We start from the raw sequence: 14,980 nt of genomic DNA, 5'->3' as shown, positions 1-14,980 counted from the left end.
TTCAAACCACCTCCAGCACCTCCGCCAGGCGGCGGGCGGGGGTGATCTCCATGCCCTGAATGCCCTTGCGGGGCAGGTTGGCGGCCGGCACCACGGCGCGGGTGAAGCCGTGCTTGACCGCCTCCCGCAGTCGTTCCTCGCCGTTGGGCACGGGGCGGATCTCCCCCGCCAGGCCCACCTCGCCGAAACTGACCATGTCGTGGGGCAGGGGCCGGTCGCGGAAGCTGGAGAGGGCGGCCAGGAGCATGGGCAGGTCGGCGGCGGTCTCGCTCACCCGCACCCCGCCCACCACGTTGACGAAGACATCCTGGTCGAACAGGGCAAGCCCCCCGTGGCGGTGCAGCACCGCCAAGAGCATGGCCAGCCGGTTCTGTTCCAGGCCCACGGTGATGCGCCGCGGCTGCGGCGCGTGGCTCTCCGCCACCAGGGCCTGTACCTCCACCATGAGGGGGCGGGTCCCCTCCCGGGTGACCATGATGACGCTGCCCGGCACGGGTTCCTCATGGCGGGAGAGGAAGATGGCCGAGGGGTTGCTCACCGGCTTGAGGCCCGTCTCCAGCATGGCGAAGACCCCCAGCTCGTTCACCGCCCCGAAGCGGTTCTTCACCGCCCGCAGGATGCGGTAGCGGCCTCCGGGGTCCCCCTCGAAGTAGAGCACCGTGTCCACCATGTGCTCCAGCACCCGGGGTCCGGCGATCTGGCCCTCCTTGGTCACGTGGCCGACGATGAACAGGGCGGTGCCGGTCTGTTTGGCGTGGCGCACCAGCACGGCGGCGCTCTCCCGTACCTGGGATACGGAGCCCGGCGCCGACTGCAGCTGCTCCGAGTACAGGGTCTGGATGGAATCCACCACCATGGCCCCGGGGGCCTCGCTGCGGGCATGGGCCACGATACGCTCGACGCAGGTCTCCGTGAGCAGGCGCAGGTCGTCGCAGGGCAGCCCCAGGCGTCGGCCCCGCAGGGAGACCTGCTCAGGGGATTCCTCGCCGGTGACATAGAGGCTGGGCAGTTGGGGGAGGGTGGCCAGGGTCTGCAGCAGCAGGGTGGACTTGCCGATGCCCGGGTCGCCGCCGATGAGCACCACGGACCCGGCCACCAGTCCGCCCCCCAGGGCCCGGTCCAGCTCGCTGATGCCCGTGGCCAGGCGGGTCTGGCCACTTCCCTGTACGTCCCCCAGGCGCTGCACCCGGGAGGGGGCGTCGCCGGCGTAACCGGCAAAACGCCCCTCCCCGGCGGCGGGTTCCACCATCTCCTCCATGCGGTTCCATGCGCCGCACTCCGGGCACTGGCCGATCCACTTGGGGGATACGGCCCCGCAGGCGGTGCACTGGTAGCGGGTGCGGGGTCGGGCCATAGGGATCAGGCGCTGTCCGTTTCCGCCGGCGGGCGCTTCAGCCGCGGCCCGATGCGGGCCGTCTTCACGGCATTGCTCTTCACGTGCACGATCTCCACGGGGTAGCCGTCGATGAGCACGCTGGTGCTGGCCTCGGGGATGGTCTCCAGGTATTCCAGCAGCAACCCGTTGAGGGTGCGCGGCCCGTCGAGACGGAAGGTGGTGCCCAGGACCCGGTTCAGCTCCCGCAGCTGGATGGAGGCATCCACCAGGTAACTGCCGTCCGCCTGGGGCGTGATCTCCGGGGAGACGTCCGCCGGGTCGGTGGTGAATTCCCCCACCACCTCCTCCAGGAGATCCTCCAGGGTCACCAGACCCTGGATGTCGCCGTACTCGTCCACCACCAGCCCGATGCGCCGACGCTCCCGCTGGAAGTTGAGCAGCTGGCGGTTCAGGTTGGTCCCCTCGGGGATGAAGTAGGGCTCCCGCAGGTGTCGGCGGAGCTGCTCCCGGCCGAAATCCCCCTGGTGCACCAGGGGGAGCACACGGCGCAGGTGGATGAACCCCAGGATATGGTCGATGCTTCCCTGGTAGACCGGCAGACGGGTGTACTGGCTGTGGATGATCTGGGCCTCGATCTCGTCCCAGTCGTCCTCCAGGTCGATGCCCACGATCTCGTTGCGGGGCACCATGATGTCCTCCACCGTGGCCTTCTCCAGGTCCAGCAGGTTCACCAGCATGCGCTGGTGCCGTGCCGGGATGAGGGTGCCCGCCTCGTTCACCGCCACCCGCAGCTCCTCGCTGGAGAGGGCGTGGTGCGACCCTTCCCGGGGGCGCATCCCCAGGGCCCGCAGCACCCCGTTGGCCACCATGTTGACGGTCCACACCAGGGGGTAGGCCACCACCATCAGGGGGACATAGACGTAGGAGGCGGGATAGGCCACGCGGTCGGAATGGGTGGCCGCCAGGGTCTTGGGGGCCACCTCGGCGAAGACCAGCAGGGTCAGGGTGAGCAGCCCGGTGGCGATGGCGACCCCGGCGTCCCCGTAGACCCGGTAGCCCATGTAAGTGGCCACCTGGGTGATGAGGATGTTGACGAAGTTGTTGCCCAGGAGGATCAGGCCGATGAGCCGGTCGGGCTGCTCCAGCAGCCTCTGGGCGCGGCGGGCACCGCCGTGACCCGCCTGCGCCAGGTGGCGCATGCGGTAGCGGTTGAGGGACATGAGCGCCGTCTCCGACCCGGAGAAGAAGGCCGAGCAGAAGAACAGCGCCACCAGGACCAGGGCGAGGACGCTCAGGGGGAGTTCGTTCAAGACGCGTTTATCCGCAGGGCGATGGGCGGTCCATGCAGGGCATTAGACGGATCGGGGTCGTGGCCTGTCAAGCATGCCATGGGGATCAGGCGGGCATCATCATCTCGACGATGACCAGGCTGCCCACGTAGGCCACCACCAGCCAGGCAAAGCCGGCCAGGGTCCAGCGCACGGCCTTGCGCCCCCGCCAGCCGAAACGAAAACGGCCGAACAGCAGGATGGCGAAGACGAACCAGGCGATGACCGCGAACAACACCTTGTGCATGAGGGAGCGGGTCATCACGTCGTCCCAGACGAAGACGCCGGTGATCAGGGCCGCGGTGAGGAAGACGAACCCCCAGCCGATGATGTGAAAGAGCATGGAGTCCATCATGGACAAAGGGGGCAGGGCGCGGATGAGTCCGCCGGGGCGGTGATTGTGCAGGCTGCGGTTCTGCACCGCCAGCAGCACCGCCTGGATGGCGGCGATGGTGAGCAGGCTGAAGGCGATCATGGACAGCAGGGTGTGGGCCCGCAGGCCGGGTTCCATCACGTCCACCATGGGGGTCGCCCCCGCCAGGGCCATCTCCAGGGCCACCGTCACCCCGGCGAAGGGCAGGAGCACGATGCCAAGGACATGGATGGGGTGGTTCAGGGACCAGAGGAAGAGGAAGACGGCGATGATCCAGGCGGTCATGGAGACGATGCCGAAGACCCCCATGCCCGGCCCCCCGGGGGAGAAGCTGAAGCTATAGATAATGAGGGCGTGCAGCAGGATGGCACCGCCCCAGACCGAGAACAGGGCGATGCGGCTGCGTGTGCTCGCGCGACCGCCGGCGGCGGCCAGGCGCAGCCGCTGCATGAGCAGGGCCCCGCCGGTGAAGTAGAGCACGGTGGCGACAAAACCGATGGTGGCAAGCAGCATGGAAGGCACCAAACCTTGGAATCCAAAGGGGAATCATTGCACAAAACACCCCACCGGTGAAGGCGGTCGTCCACCCTTGTCTCGGCAGCGGAGGCGTTTCCCGATACAATGGCCCACTACACCGTCCCGTCAGTGATGCGTCATGTTCGATAGCCTATCCGAACGCCTTCAAGGCACCCTCAAGCGCCTCCGTGGCCAGTCCCGGCTCACCGAGGAGAACATCCAGGACACCGTGCGCGAGGTGCGCAAGGCCCTGCTGGAGGCGGACGTCGCCCTGCCGGTGGTGCGGGAGTTCATCTCCCGGGTCAAGGAGCGGGCCGTGGGTCAGGAGGTGGTGGCCAGCATCACCCCGGGTCAGGCCCTGATCAAGGTGGTGAACGACGAGCTGGTGCACGTCATGGGGGATGCCAACGACGGCCTCCACCTCAACGCCCAGCCCCCCGCCGTGATCCTCATGGCCGGGCTGCAGGGGGCCGGCAAGACCACCACGGTGGCCAAACTGGCCCGCTGGCTGCGGGAGCGCCAGGACAAGAAGGTGGTGGTGGCCAGTTGCGACGTCTACCGCCCGGCGGCCATCCGCCAGTTGGAGACCCTGGCCGGGGAGGTGGGGGTGGAGTTCTTCCCCAGTGACGCCGGCGACGACCCCCTGGCCATCGCCGAGGCGGCCCTGGACCATGCCCGCCGCCAGTACCGCGACGTGCTCATCATCGACACCGCGGGGCGCCTGCACGTGGACGCCGAGATGATGGAGGAGATCCGGCGGCTGCACGAGGGCCTGAACCCGGTGGAGACCCTGTTCGTGGTGGACAGCATGACGGGGCAGGACGCCGCCAACACCGCCAAGGCCTTCAGCGACGCGCTGCCCCTCACCGGCGTGGTGCTCACCAAGGCGGACGGGGATGCCCGCGGCGGGGCCGCCCTGTCGGTGCGCCACATCACCGGCCGGCCCATCAAGTTCCTGGGCATGGGGGAGAAGCCCACGGCCCTGGAGCCCTTTCACCCCGAGCGCGTGGCCTCACGCATCCTCGGCATGGGCGATGTGGTCAGCCTGGTGGAGGAGGCCACCCGTCAGGTGGACCAGGACAAGGCGGAGAAACTGGCCCGCAAGATCAAGAAGGGCAAGCGCTTCGACCTGGAAGACCTGCGCGATCAGCTCACGCAGATGTCGAAGATGGGCGGGGTCAACTCCCTCATCGAGAAGCTGCCCGGGGCGGGGGATCTGCCTGAGGCCGTGCGCAACAAGGCCCATGACAAGGATATGGGCCGCATGGTGGCCATCATCAATTCCATGACCCCGAAAGAACGGCGCCATCCGGAGATTATCAAGGGTTCGCGCAAGCGCCGCATCGCCGCCGGTTCCGGCACCCAGGTGCAGGACGTCAACCGCCTGCTCAAGCAGCACATGCAGATGAGCAAGATGGTCAAGCAGTTCTCCAAGGGGGGTATGGGCAAGATGATGAAATCCCTCAAGGGGCAGATGCCCGGGGGGCGCCTGCCGTTCTGAGGCGCCACCCCCCTCCGGGGGCCACTTGTTCCCGGGCGCCGCGCGTGTATAATGCCCGGTTTCTCGGGGGGTCGCCCCCTGTCCAGATACCAGATCAAGCAGGGCTAAGCGCAGATGGTTACGATTCGACTCGCTCGCGGAGGCGCCAAGAAGGCGCCCTTCTACAAGATCGTGGTCACCGATTCCCGCAGTCGCCGGGACAGCGGTTACATCGAACGGCTGGGGTATTTCAACCCCGTGGCCCGCGGTCAGGAGGTGCGCCTGCACATGGACGCCGAGCGCGTGCAGCACTGGCTGTCCAAGGGGGCCCGTGCCTCCGAGCGCGTCTCCAAGCTGCTCAAGGAATTCCAGAAGCAGAACGCCGGCGCCTGAGGCGCCCGCAGGCAGGGGTAAGGGCCGGATGGACCGCATCGTCGTGGGGCACATCGCCGGTGTCTATGGCGTGCGGGGCTGGCTCAGGATCTTTTCGGAAACCGAGCCACGCACCCAGCTGATCCAGTACAACCCGCTGTACATGGAGCGAAACGGCCAGTGGTCGGAGGTGCACGTGGAGGCGGGGCGGGCCCACGGCAAGGGACTGGTGGCCAAGTTCCAGGGGCTGGACGACCGGGATGCCGCAGCCGCCTGTATCGGCTGCCATCTGGCCATCGGCCGGGAGCAGCTGCCCCCCCTGCCCGAGGATGAGTATTACTGGGCCGACTTGGTGGGCCTGCGGGTGGTGAATCTCCAGGGGCTGGAATTGGGTCGGGTGGACCATCTCCTGCAGACCGGTGCCAACGATGTATTGGTGGTGCACGGGGATCGGGAGCGGCTGATCCCCTATGTGCGGGAGGCAGTGATCCGGAGCGTGCAGCTGGAGGCAGGGGAGATTCGGGTGGACTGGGACCCGGACTTCTAGGCGTGCGCTTCGATATCGTCAGCGTCTTTCCCCGCTGGGTCGCTTCGGTGGCCGAGTGGGGCGTCACCGGCCGGGCCCGGGAGCAGGGGCGGTTGTCCCTGCACTGTTGGGACCCCAGGGACTACACCCACGACCGCCATCGCACGGTGGACGACCGCCCCTACGGCGGCGGACCCGGCATGGTGATGAAGGCGGAACCCCTGCGCCAGGCCATCCAGGCGGCCCGGGGGGCCGATCCCCGTCCCGCGCGGGTGCTGTACATGAGCCCACAGGGGCGGGTGCTGGATCAGGAGGCGGTGCGCCGCCTGGCCCAGACCGAACGGCTGATCCTGCTGGCGGGCCGCTACGAGGGCATCGACGAGCGCCTGATCCAGCTGGAGGTGGACGAGGAGTGGTCCATCGGGGACTACGTCCTCTCCGGCGGGGAACTGGCGGCCATGGTGATGGTGGACGCCTGCGCCCGCCTCCTCCCCGGGGTGCTGGGGGATGCGGAGTCGGCGGCGCAGGACTCCTTCTCCGAGGGCCTGCTGGACTGCCCCCACTACACCCGTCCCGAGATGTATGCGGGCAGGGCGGTGCCCCAGGTGCTGCTCAGCGGCGACCATGGCCGCATCGCCCGTTGGCGGCGACAGCAGGCCCTGGGGCGGACCTGGGAGCGCAGGCCCGATCTGCTGGACGGAATGCAGTTGAGCGAGGCGGACCGCCGCCTGCTGGAAGACTATCAACGCGACCGCGCGAGCACGCAGGCCGCGCCGAGCAGTGACTGACAGGGGTCGAAACATGAGCAACATCATCCAACAACTGGAAGCCGAGCAGATGAACCGCGAGGTGCCCAATTTCACGCCCGGCGATACCGTGGTCGTGCAGGTCAAGGTGACGGAGGGCAACCGCGAGCGTCTGCAGGCCTTCGAGGGCGTGTGCATCGCCAAGCGCAACCGCGGCATCAACTCCGCCTTCACCGTGCGCAAGATGTCCCACGGGGAAGGGGTGGAGCGGGTCTTCCAGACCTACAGCCCGTCCGTGGCAGACATCCAGGTGAAGCGCCGCGGTAAGGTGCGCCGGGCCAAGCTCTACTACCTGCGTGGCCGTACCGGCAAGGCCGCCCGCATCAAGGAAGACGTCAAGTAACGTCCTTCCCCCCAGGGAAGCAACTAGCGTCCCCCATTGCCCGCCCGGACCCAAAGGTCCGGGCGGGCAATGTTGTATGGTGAGCGCATCCGTTCCCATGGATGCACACCCCATGACCCAGGCCCCCAACCCGCCAGCGGATGCACGCCCCCTCGGCGCCATCCTGGACACCCCAGTGGGTCCCATCGCCCTGTACGCCGACGCCGAGGCCCTGTACCGCCTCGAGTTCCTGTCCCCGCAGGCCCCAGCCTTGGGGGTCCGGGAGGCGACGACGCCCCCCGTGCAGCGGGCCCTGGTGCAACTCGATGACTATTTCCGGGATCCCTTATCCCCCTTCTTTCTGCCCCTTGCCCCCGGCGGCACGGCCTTCCAGCGCCGCGTCTGGGCCGCCCTGGGGCGGATCCCCCCGGGGCAGGTGCGCACCTACGGCGAACTGGCCCGGGTGCTGGGCACCGGCCCGCGGGCGGTGGCGGCGGCCTGCCGCGCCAATCCCCTGCCCATCATCGTTCCCTGCCACCGTGTCGTCGCCGCCGACGGGCCCGGCGGCTATGCCGGGGCCGTCAGTGGCCGTCCCCTGGCGGTGAAGCGATGGTTGCTGGGGCATGAAGGGGTCGCCCGCTGATCCTCCATGCGCCCCGGTTATGATCTTATTCCTTTAGGGATTGACATTTTTCAATCATCCTCGCACCCTTGTTCCCGGGTCTGCCCGAATCCCGTCTGCCGGGCGGGGCCGTGGCCAGCCGCAGTCCCGGTCCCCTCGGCACCAGGGAGACCTCAGGGGGGCCACATGTCCATACATGTGCGGAGGAAGAGAAAGATGCTCAGGCGACTGCTGTGGTATTCGATCCTGCTGTCGGGACTGGCCTGTGTCCCGGCGGTGGCATCCGATTCGCCGTATCTCACCAAGCGCCAGCAGCTCATGATGCTGGCGGAGAGCAATCCGGCGGAGTTGACCCTGTGGAAGGGGGAGGAGCTGTTCCACGAGAAGCGCGGCCCGAAGAACGCCTCCCTGGAGGCCTGCGATTTCGGGCTCGGGCCGGGGGTGCTCGAAGGGGCCTATGTGCAGATGCCCCGCTACTTTGAGGACGCCAGCCGGGTCATGGACCTGGAGAGCCGTATCATCTACTGCATGAAGACCCTTCAGGGCTTCACCGAGGAGGATGAGCCCATCGCCCGCAAGCACTCCTCCGCCGACCACACCGCCGACCTGGTGGCCCTCTACACCTACATCGCCAGCCAGTCCGATGGCATGAAGTGGGATCCCCCCATGGAGCATCCCATGGAGAAGCTCACCCGGGACGCCGGCGAGGTGTTGTTCTACCGCCGTGCCGGGAAGATGGATTTCGGCTGCGTCAGCTGCCACAGCGAGCAGCGCAAGCGCATCCGTCTCTCCTATCTGCCCTCGGTGCATCAGCCCGAGGAATGGGCCAAGGCCATCTCCTGGCCCGCCTACCGCATCGGCCACGGCGTGGTGCGTTCCTCGCAGCATCGTGTGCGGGGCTGCTACTGGCAGATGCGCCAGGCCGGCCTGAACTTCGGCTCGGAGGCCTCCATCGCCATCCTGTCCTTCTGGACAGACCGGGCCCGGGGCCATGTGGCCACCCTGCCGGATCTGAAGCGTTGAGGGGGGATGAGCATGTATCCATGGAATCATCGAACCGTGATGGTCACCGCTCTCCTGGCCCTGGCCGGGATCGTCGGCTGCGCCCAGCAGGAGACATCGGAGCGGTCCCAGGGGCCCGATCCGTTGGAGATGACACCGGAGGCCTACGCCGAATACCTGGTGTTCGAATCCGGTAGCTTCCGTCTGGACCAGCCCGTGCAAGAGGGGGGCGATGCCCGTCAGCGCATGGAACAGGACGAGATCCAGCGTCTGTGCAGCGAGACCCGCAACCGTCCCCCAGCGGATGTGGCCGGGCGCATCGTACGCAGGGCCCGGGAGAGCATCCGCTATCCCGAGGACGGCATCCAGCTGGGGGATTGGCGCAAGGGGGCGGAACTGGCGCGCAGCGGCTACGGCTACCGCGTCGGCCACCGCAACGACGATCCCGATCGCACCGCCGGGGGCAATTGCTACGCCTGCCATCAGATGGATCCCGACGAACTGGGCTACGGCAACCTGGGGCCGAGCCTCACCAACTATGGCGAACTGCGGGGCCAGGGCGAGTCGGTGCGGCGTTTCGTGTACGAGATGATCTACAATCCCCACGCCTATTTCCCGTGCACCAACATGCCGCGTTTCGGGGTCAACGACTTCCTCAGCCAGGAGTCCATCTCCCATATCATGGCCTATCTCCTGGACCCGGAATCCCCGGTCAACCCCGGCATCGAGCCCGGGGAAGGGGAGCGCAGGGGGTTGTGAGCCCCGCTGCGCCCAGGGACGGACATCGCCACCAAGGCCATCAGGCCCGGGGATCCCCGGGCCTTTTTGCATCGCCCCCTTGAAATCCCTGCCGTCATCCCCATGTCTTGCGCCGACATCCAAAACCCATCCCCATCCAGTGGAGCATCCATGAGCGTCGACACCCATAAGGAAACCCGATCCTTCCAGACCGAGGTGAGCCAGCTGCTGCACCTGATGATCAACGCGCTGTACTCCAACAAGGAGATCTTCCTGCGCGAGCTCATCTCCAATGCCAGCGATGCCTGCGACAAGCTGCGCTTCGAGGCCCTTTCCGATGATGCCCTCATGGAGGGAGAGGGGGAGCTCCAGATCCAGGTGGCCTATGACAAGGAGGCCCGCACCGTCACCATCCGGGACAACGGCATCGGCATGAGTCGGGACGACGTGATCGAGAATATCGGCACCATCGCCCGTTCCGGCACGCGGGAATTCCTCGGTCAGCTCACCGGCGACCAGCAGAAGGATGCGCATCTCATCGGACAGTTCGGGGTCGGCTTCTATTCCGCCTTCATCGTCGCCGACCGGGTCACCCTCACCACCCGCCGCGCCGGTATGGGGGCGGAGCATGGCGTGCGCTGGAGCTCCGACGGCACCGGGGAGTTCACTGTGGAGACGGTGGAACGGCCCGAACGGGGCACGGAGGTGGTGCTTCACCTGAAGGAAGGGGAGGACGAGTTCCTGGACGACTGGCGGCTGCGGCACATCATCACCCGCTACTCCGATCACATCCCCCTGCCCATCCGCATGCCCAAGCGGGATGACGAGGGCAACGCCACGGAGGAATGGGAGACCGTGAACCGGGCCTCGGCCCTGTGGACCCGGCCCAAGGGCGAGATCTCCGACGAGGAGTACCAGGCCTTCTACAAGCACGTGGCCCACGACTTCGAGGAGCCCCTGGCCTGGACCCACAACCGGGTGGAGGGGCGTCACGAGTACACCTCCCTGCTGTACATCCCCAAGCGGGCCCCCTTCGACCTCTGGGATCGGGACCGGCGCCACGGCATCAAGCTCTACGTGCAGCGGGTCTTCATCATGGATGACGCCGAGCAGCTCATGCCTGCCTACCTGCGCTTCGTGCGCGGGGTGGTGGACTCCAACGACCTGCCCCTCAACATCTCCCGGGAGATCCTGCAGAACAACCGCATCATCGACGGCATCCGTTCCGGTTCGGTGAAGAAGGTCCTGGGGCTTCTGGAGGACATGGCCAAGAATGAACCGGAGAAATACCAGACCTTCTGGGATGCCTTCGGCCGTGTCCTCAAGGAGGGACCGGCAGAGGACTACGCCAACCGCGAACAGATCGCCCGGCTGCTGCGCTTTGCCAGCACCCATACCGGCGAGGCCACGCAGAACGTCTCCCTGGCCGACTACGTGGCCCGCATGAAGGAGGGGCAGGACACCATCTACTACATCACCGCCGACAACCACACGGCGGCCCTGCACAGCCCCCACCTGGAGGTCTTCCGCAAGCGGGGCATCGAGGTGCTGCTGCTCTCCGACCGGGTGGACGAATGGCTGGTGGCCCACCTGACGGAATTCGAGGGTAAGGCCCTCAAGTCCGTGGCCAAGGGGGATCTGGACCTGGGCGAGACCGAGACCGAGGAGGAGAAGAAGGCCCAGCAGGAGGCGGAGGAACAGGTCAAGGAATTGCTGCCGCGCATCCAGGAGGCCCTGGGCGAACGGGTGCAGGAGGTGCGCTTCTCCCACCGGCTCACCGATTCCCCCGCCTGCATCGTCCTCTCGGAGAACGAGATGGCCCTGTACATGCAGCAGCTGCTCAAGCAGGCGGGCCAGAGCCTGCCCGATACCAAGCCGGTGCTGGAGGTGAATCCCGGGCATCGCCTCATCCAGCGCATGGACCAGGAGACCGACACGGAACGCTTCGGGGGCTGGGCCCGGCTGCTGCTGGACCAGGCCATCCTGGCGGAGGGGGGGCAGCTGGAGGACCCCGCCGACTTCGTGCGCCGTCTCAATACCCTCATCACCAGCGCCTGAGGCGCTGCATCGCCCTCCCTCCCGACGGGGAGGGAGGGCCATCCAGACCCGCGCCCCAGCAGGAGGCGCGGGTCCTCCATCCCCCTCCCGATGCCCCCCCGTACAAGGGATCCCGACCGTTCGTCGGATCCATGGCTCCTCCTGCCATCACCGGTCTTCGCCGGAACCCCCTGAAATGCCGGGATTCTCGTTTCGGATCGTGTCCGCGGAACAGAAAGGGGGAGGTTTGTCCAGATTGAAATCTCCCCTCCCAGCCTCTAGCCTTCGGGGATCCAAAAGCCATCATGTTGTGTCTTTCCTGTGCGCAAGGCACAACAAGTGGTACCAAGAGAGGACCCCCGCACCATGAAACTCAAGGCCGTACAACCCCTTTCCGCCCCCTTTTCGGGCGAGGTGGCCATGCAGCCCGCCTCCCTGGACATCTGGGACAAGAAATACCGGCTCAAGACCCGCACGGAGGAGGCGCTGGACGCCTCCCTGGACGACACCTGGAAGCGCGTGGCCCGTGCCCTGGCGGATGTGGAACAGGACCCCAGCGCGCGGGAGACCTGGTATGAGCGATTCCTCTGGGCCCTGCGCCACGGGGCTATCCCCGCCGGGCGCATCATCGCCAATGCCGGCGCCTGGGATCACAAGCCCGCCACCTCCACCATCAACTGCACCGTCTCCGGCACCATCGGCGACTCCATGGACGACATCCTGGAAAAGCTGCACGAGGCGGGGCTGACCCTGAAATCGGGCGCCGGCATCGGTTATGACTTCTCCACCCTGCGTCCCCGGGGTGCCTATGTCTCCGGTGCCGGCGCCTACACCTCCGGGCCGCTGTCGTTCATGGAGATCTACGACAAGATGTGCTTCACCGTCTCCTCGGCGGGGGGGCGCCGCGGGGCGCAGATGGGCACCTTCGACATCGGCCACCCGGACGTGATGGACTTCATCCGGTCCAAACGCAGCGACGGCAGCCTGCGCCAGTTCAACCTCTCCCTGCTCATCACCGCCGACTTCATGGAGGCGGTGCAGAACGACGCCCAATGGCCCCTGGCCTTCCCCCTGGGCCCCAAGGAGGCGGAGCAGGACGGCATCGACCTGGACGACCCGGAACAGGTGCTGTGGCGGGAATGGCCCCTGAAGGAGGGCTACATCACCAATGACGAAGGTCTGGTGGCCTGCCGCATCTACAAGCGGATCCCGGCGCGCAACCTGTGGAACATGGTGATGACCTCCACCTACGACTATGCCGAACCGGGGTTCATCCTCATCGACAAGGTCAACGAGATGAACAACAACTGGTGGTGCGAGCAGATCCGCGCCACCAATCCCTGCGGTGAACAGCCCCTCCCGCCCTACGGCGCCTGCCTGCTGGGCTCCATCAACCTGACCCGCTTCGTGCAGGACCCGTTCACCGACCAGGCCCGCTTCGACATGGAGACCTTCCGCGAGGTGGTGGCGGTGTTCACCCGCATGCTGGACAACGTGGTGGAGATCAACGGTCTGCCCCTGGGCCCGCAGCGGGAGGAGATCACCCGCAAGCGCCGCCATGGCATGGGCTATCTGGGCCTGGGTTCGGCCATCACCATGCTGCGCATGCAGTACGGCGATGCGGACTCCCTGGCCTTCACCGAGGAGGTGACCCGGGAGATGGCCCTGGCGGGCTGGCGGGCCGGCCTGGAACTGGCCCGGGAGAAGGGCCCCGCCCCCATCATGGAGGAGGAGTTCGAGGTCACCCCGGCCATGATGCGCCTGCGCCCGGAGATGGCCGAGGACGGCATCCAGGTGGGGGATCGCGTCCAGGGGCGGGTGCTGCACGCCCGCTACAGCCGCTACATGCGCCGCATGGCCCAGGTGGACCCGGAGCTGGTGGAGGCCCTGGCCCATGAGGGCTGCCGCTTCACCCATCACAGCTCCATCGCCCCCACGGGGACCATCTCCCTGTCCCTGGCCAACAACGCCAGTAACGGCATCGAGCCCTCGTTCGCGCACCACTATGCCCGCAACATCATCCGTTCCGGGCGCAAGACCAAGGAAAAGGTGGATGTCTTCTCCTACGAACTGCTGGCCTACCGCACCCTGGTGAACGAAAAGGCCATGCCCTATTCGGAGGAACCCGAGGCGCAGTTGCCGGAGTACTTCATCACCGCCGATGACATCACCCCCAAGGCCCATGTGGACGTGCAGGCTGCGGCACAGAAATGGATCGACTCCTCCATCTCCAAGACCGCCAATGTCCCCTCGGACTATCCCTTCGAGGACTTCAAGGACATCTATGTCTACGCCTGGCAACAGGGGCTCAAGGGGTGCACCACCTTCCGTTTCAACCCCGAGGCCTTCCAGGGGGTGCTGGTGAAGGAAAAGGACCTGGAGAACACCACCTACCGCTTCGTGCTGGAGGATGGCAGCGTGGTACTGGCCAAGGGGAACGAAGAGATCGAATACGACGGCGAGATGCACAACGCCGCCAACCTCTACGAGGCCCTCAAAGAAGGGTACTACGGCAAATTCTGAAACCGGGGCGAACCGAGATGAGCATCAAGATTGACAAACCCATCGTGGATTTCGGAATCTACAAGGAAGAAAACCCGCAGGAGGAGGCCCCGAAGCCGACCACCGGGGATGCGGGCAAGGAACAGGGTCAGCAGCCGGAACCGGCGGCGGAACGGGAGGCCGCCCCCAAGGTGATCCATATGCACGAGAAGCTGGAACGGCCGGAGATGCTCCTGGGCTCCACCTACAAGCTCAAGACCCCCCTGTCCGAACACGCCCTGTACGTGACCATCAACGACATCATCCTCAATCCGGGTACGGAATACGAACTGCGCCGCCCCTTCGAGATCTTCATCAACTCCAAGAACATGGACCACTTCCAGTGGATCGTGGCCCTCACCCGCATCATCTCCGCCGTGTTCCGCAAGGGCGGGGATGTCACCTTCCTGGTGGAGGAGATGCGCTCCGTGTTCGATCCCCGCGGGGGCTATTTCAAGAAGGGGGGCAAGTACATGCCCTCCCTGGTGGCGGAGATCGGCGATGCCATCGAGAGCCACATGCGCATGATCGGGCTCATCAAGGACGACGGCCTGGACGAGCACCAGCGCCGCCTGGTGGAGGAGAAACGGGCCCAGTACGAGACCGCCATGGAGCAGGCCGGCCAGACCCCGGAAGGCCAGGACGGCTTCCCCGCCGGCGCCCAGCTCTGCAACAAGTGCCACACCCGCGCGGTGGTGATGATGGACAACTGCCTCACCTGCCTCAACTGCGGGGAGAGCAAGTGCGGGTGATGCGCCCTGTCGCAAAAGGGTTTTGACCACGCCCCGGGGATGATGGAATCGTCGTATCCGTCCGGTAGCCCCCGTATAGCCAGCCGTCAGTCGGGGCTGGCATGCTCCCCGCAACTCTGGGCCAGCGGTGCCCAGTGATAGGGCAGCAGTTCTTGGAGGCGATTGGCGGGATGATCCTGGATGCGCTCAAGCACATCGATCAGATAGTGACGGGGGTTCACCCCGTTCT

General features: G+C 66.5%; 15 protein-coding genes. 11 read left to right on the top strand and 4 right to left on the bottom strand.

The annotated features are described in order from the left end of the window. Position 1: 1 nt before the first annotated feature. The 3 genes from radA to BM214_RS10950 all read right to left on the bottom strand — a co-directional run bounded on the left by radA (position 2) and on the right by BM214_RS10950 (position 3,550). Entirely contained in the window at positions 2-1,354 is a 1,353-nt protein-coding gene (gene radA / locus BM214_RS10960; protein ID WP_090487045.1) for a DNA repair protein RadA, read from the bottom strand. Between the two features lie 5 nt (positions 1,355-1,359). Then, positions 1,360-2,646 carry an HlyC/CorC family transporter gene (locus tag BM214_RS10955; RefSeq protein WP_090487042.1) on the bottom strand — a complete coding sequence of 429 codons (1,287 nt, stop codon included), beginning with the start codon at positions 2,644-2,646 and terminating at the stop codon, positions 1,360-1,362. A gap of 85 nt (positions 2,647-2,731) precedes the next feature. After that, positions 2,732-3,550: a cytochrome C assembly family protein gene (locus tag BM214_RS10950; protein WP_090487039.1), complete on the bottom strand. Its 819-nt coding sequence runs from the start codon at positions 3,548-3,550 to the stop codon at positions 2,732-2,734. 142 nt (positions 3,551-3,692) lie between these two features. On the opposite strand from BM214_RS10950, the gene ffh reads away from it, so the two are divergent. From ffh to BM214_RS10895, 11 genes are all read left to right on the top strand, one after another. Beyond that, positions 3,693-5,054, top strand: coding sequence for a signal recognition particle protein (ffh, locus tag BM214_RS10945; protein WP_090487036.1), 1,362 nt, complete (start codon positions 3,693-3,695; stop codon positions 5,052-5,054). A gap of 114 nt (positions 5,055-5,168) precedes the next feature. Further along, complete coding sequence (gene rpsP / locus BM214_RS10940; RefSeq protein WP_090487033.1) at positions 5,169-5,426, top strand: 30S ribosomal protein S16; 258 nt, start codon at positions 5,169-5,171, stop codon at positions 5,424-5,426. Positions 5,427-5,454: 28 nt separating this feature from the next. Next, on the top strand, positions 5,455-5,952 hold the full coding sequence (rimM, locus tag BM214_RS10935) for a ribosome maturation factor RimM (RefSeq protein ID WP_090487030.1): 498 nt from the start codon (positions 5,455-5,457) through the stop codon (positions 5,950-5,952). A gap of 2 nt (positions 5,953-5,954) precedes the next feature. Continuing rightward, positions 5,955-6,719 (top strand): tRNA (guanosine(37)-N1)-methyltransferase TrmD, encoded by a 765-nt coding sequence (trmD, locus tag BM214_RS10930; RefSeq protein ID WP_090487027.1) that lies wholly within the window; start codon positions 5,955-5,957, stop codon positions 6,717-6,719. A 13-nt stretch (positions 6,720-6,732) separates the two neighbouring features. After that, positions 6,733-7,080 carry a 50S ribosomal protein L19 gene (gene rplS, locus BM214_RS10925; protein ID WP_090487024.1) on the top strand — a complete coding sequence of 116 codons (348 nt, stop codon included), beginning with the start codon at positions 6,733-6,735 and terminating at the stop codon, positions 7,078-7,080. Positions 7,081-7,192: 112 nt separating this feature from the next. Beyond that, on the top strand, positions 7,193-7,702 hold the full coding sequence (locus tag BM214_RS10920) for a methylated-DNA--[protein]-cysteine S-methyltransferase (protein ID WP_090487021.1): 510 nt from the start codon (positions 7,193-7,195) through the stop codon (positions 7,700-7,702). A 195-nt stretch (positions 7,703-7,897) separates the two neighbouring features. Next, positions 7,898-8,704: a sulfur oxidation c-type cytochrome SoxA gene (soxA, locus tag BM214_RS10915; RefSeq protein ID WP_090487019.1), complete on the top strand. Its 807-nt coding sequence runs from the start codon at positions 7,898-7,900 to the stop codon at positions 8,702-8,704. A 39-nt stretch (positions 8,705-8,743) separates the two neighbouring features. Beyond that, the gene (soxX, locus tag BM214_RS10910; protein ID WP_090487016.1) at positions 8,744-9,442 is read left to right on the top strand and encodes a sulfur oxidation c-type cytochrome SoxX; all 699 of its coding nucleotides are present in this window, start codon (positions 8,744-8,746) and stop codon (positions 9,440-9,442) included. 150 nt (positions 9,443-9,592) lie between these two features. Next, the gene (gene htpG / locus BM214_RS10905) at positions 9,593-11,479 is read left to right on the top strand and encodes a molecular chaperone HtpG (RefSeq protein WP_090487013.1); all 1,887 of its coding nucleotides are present in this window, start codon (positions 9,593-9,595) and stop codon (positions 11,477-11,479) included. A gap of 345 nt (positions 11,480-11,824) precedes the next feature. Beyond that, complete coding sequence (locus BM214_RS10900; protein WP_090487009.1) at positions 11,825-13,981, top strand: adenosylcobalamin-dependent ribonucleoside-diphosphate reductase; 2,157 nt, start codon at positions 11,825-11,827, stop codon at positions 13,979-13,981. Positions 13,982-13,998: 17 nt separating this feature from the next. Continuing rightward, complete coding sequence (locus BM214_RS10895) at positions 13,999-14,751, top strand: TSCPD domain-containing protein (protein ID WP_090487006.1); 753 nt, start codon at positions 13,999-14,001, stop codon at positions 14,749-14,751. A gap of 86 nt (positions 14,752-14,837) precedes the next feature. On the opposite strand, the gene BM214_RS10890 is transcribed toward BM214_RS10895, so the two are convergent. Next, positions 14,838-14,980 (bottom strand): transposase domain-containing protein (locus tag BM214_RS10890; protein WP_143096381.1); only part of this gene is annotated, 143 nt, incomplete at its 5' end.

The sequence above is a fragment of the Ectothiorhodospira mobilis genome, from assembly GCF_900114895.1.
Classification (GTDB): domain Bacteria; phylum Pseudomonadota; class Gammaproteobacteria; order Ectothiorhodospirales; family Ectothiorhodospiraceae; genus Ectothiorhodospira; species Ectothiorhodospira mobilis_A.
This window is presented reverse-complemented; position numbering and strand designations above follow the sequence as displayed.

Excerpts from the sequence above, each read along its gene's own strand:
- radA (WP_090487045.1), bottom strand. The coding sequence starts at position 1,354 with ATGGCCCGACCCCGCACCCGCTACCAGTGCACCGCCTGCGGGGCCGTA.
- BM214_RS10950 (WP_090487039.1), bottom strand. The coding sequence starts at position 3,550 with ATGCTGCTTGCCACCATCGGTTTTGTCGCCACCGTGCTCTACTTCACC.
- ffh (WP_090487036.1), top strand. The coding sequence starts at position 3,693 with ATGTTCGATAGCCTATCCGAACGCCTTCAAGGCACCCTCAAGCGCCTC.
- rpsP (WP_090487033.1), top strand. The coding sequence starts at position 5,169 with ATGGTTACGATTCGACTCGCTCGCGGAGGCGCCAAGAAGGCGCCCTTC.
- rimM (WP_090487030.1), top strand. The coding sequence starts at position 5,455 with ATGGACCGCATCGTCGTGGGGCACATCGCCGGTGTCTATGGCGTGCGG.
- rplS (WP_090487024.1), top strand. The coding sequence starts at position 6,733 with ATGAGCAACATCATCCAACAACTGGAAGCCGAGCAGATGAACCGCGAG.
- BM214_RS10920 (WP_090487021.1), top strand. The coding sequence starts at position 7,193 with ATGACCCAGGCCCCCAACCCGCCAGCGGATGCACGCCCCCTCGGCGCC.
- soxA (WP_090487019.1), top strand. The coding sequence starts at position 7,898 with ATGCTCAGGCGACTGCTGTGGTATTCGATCCTGCTGTCGGGACTGGCC.
- soxX (WP_090487016.1), top strand. The coding sequence starts at position 8,744 with ATGGTCACCGCTCTCCTGGCCCTGGCCGGGATCGTCGGCTGCGCCCAG.
- htpG (WP_090487013.1), top strand. The coding sequence starts at position 9,593 with ATGAGCGTCGACACCCATAAGGAAACCCGATCCTTCCAGACCGAGGTG.
- BM214_RS10900 (WP_090487009.1), top strand. The coding sequence starts at position 11,825 with ATGAAACTCAAGGCCGTACAACCCCTTTCCGCCCCCTTTTCGGGCGAG.
- BM214_RS10895 (WP_090487006.1), top strand. The coding sequence starts at position 13,999 with ATGAGCATCAAGATTGACAAACCCATCGTGGATTTCGGAATCTACAAG.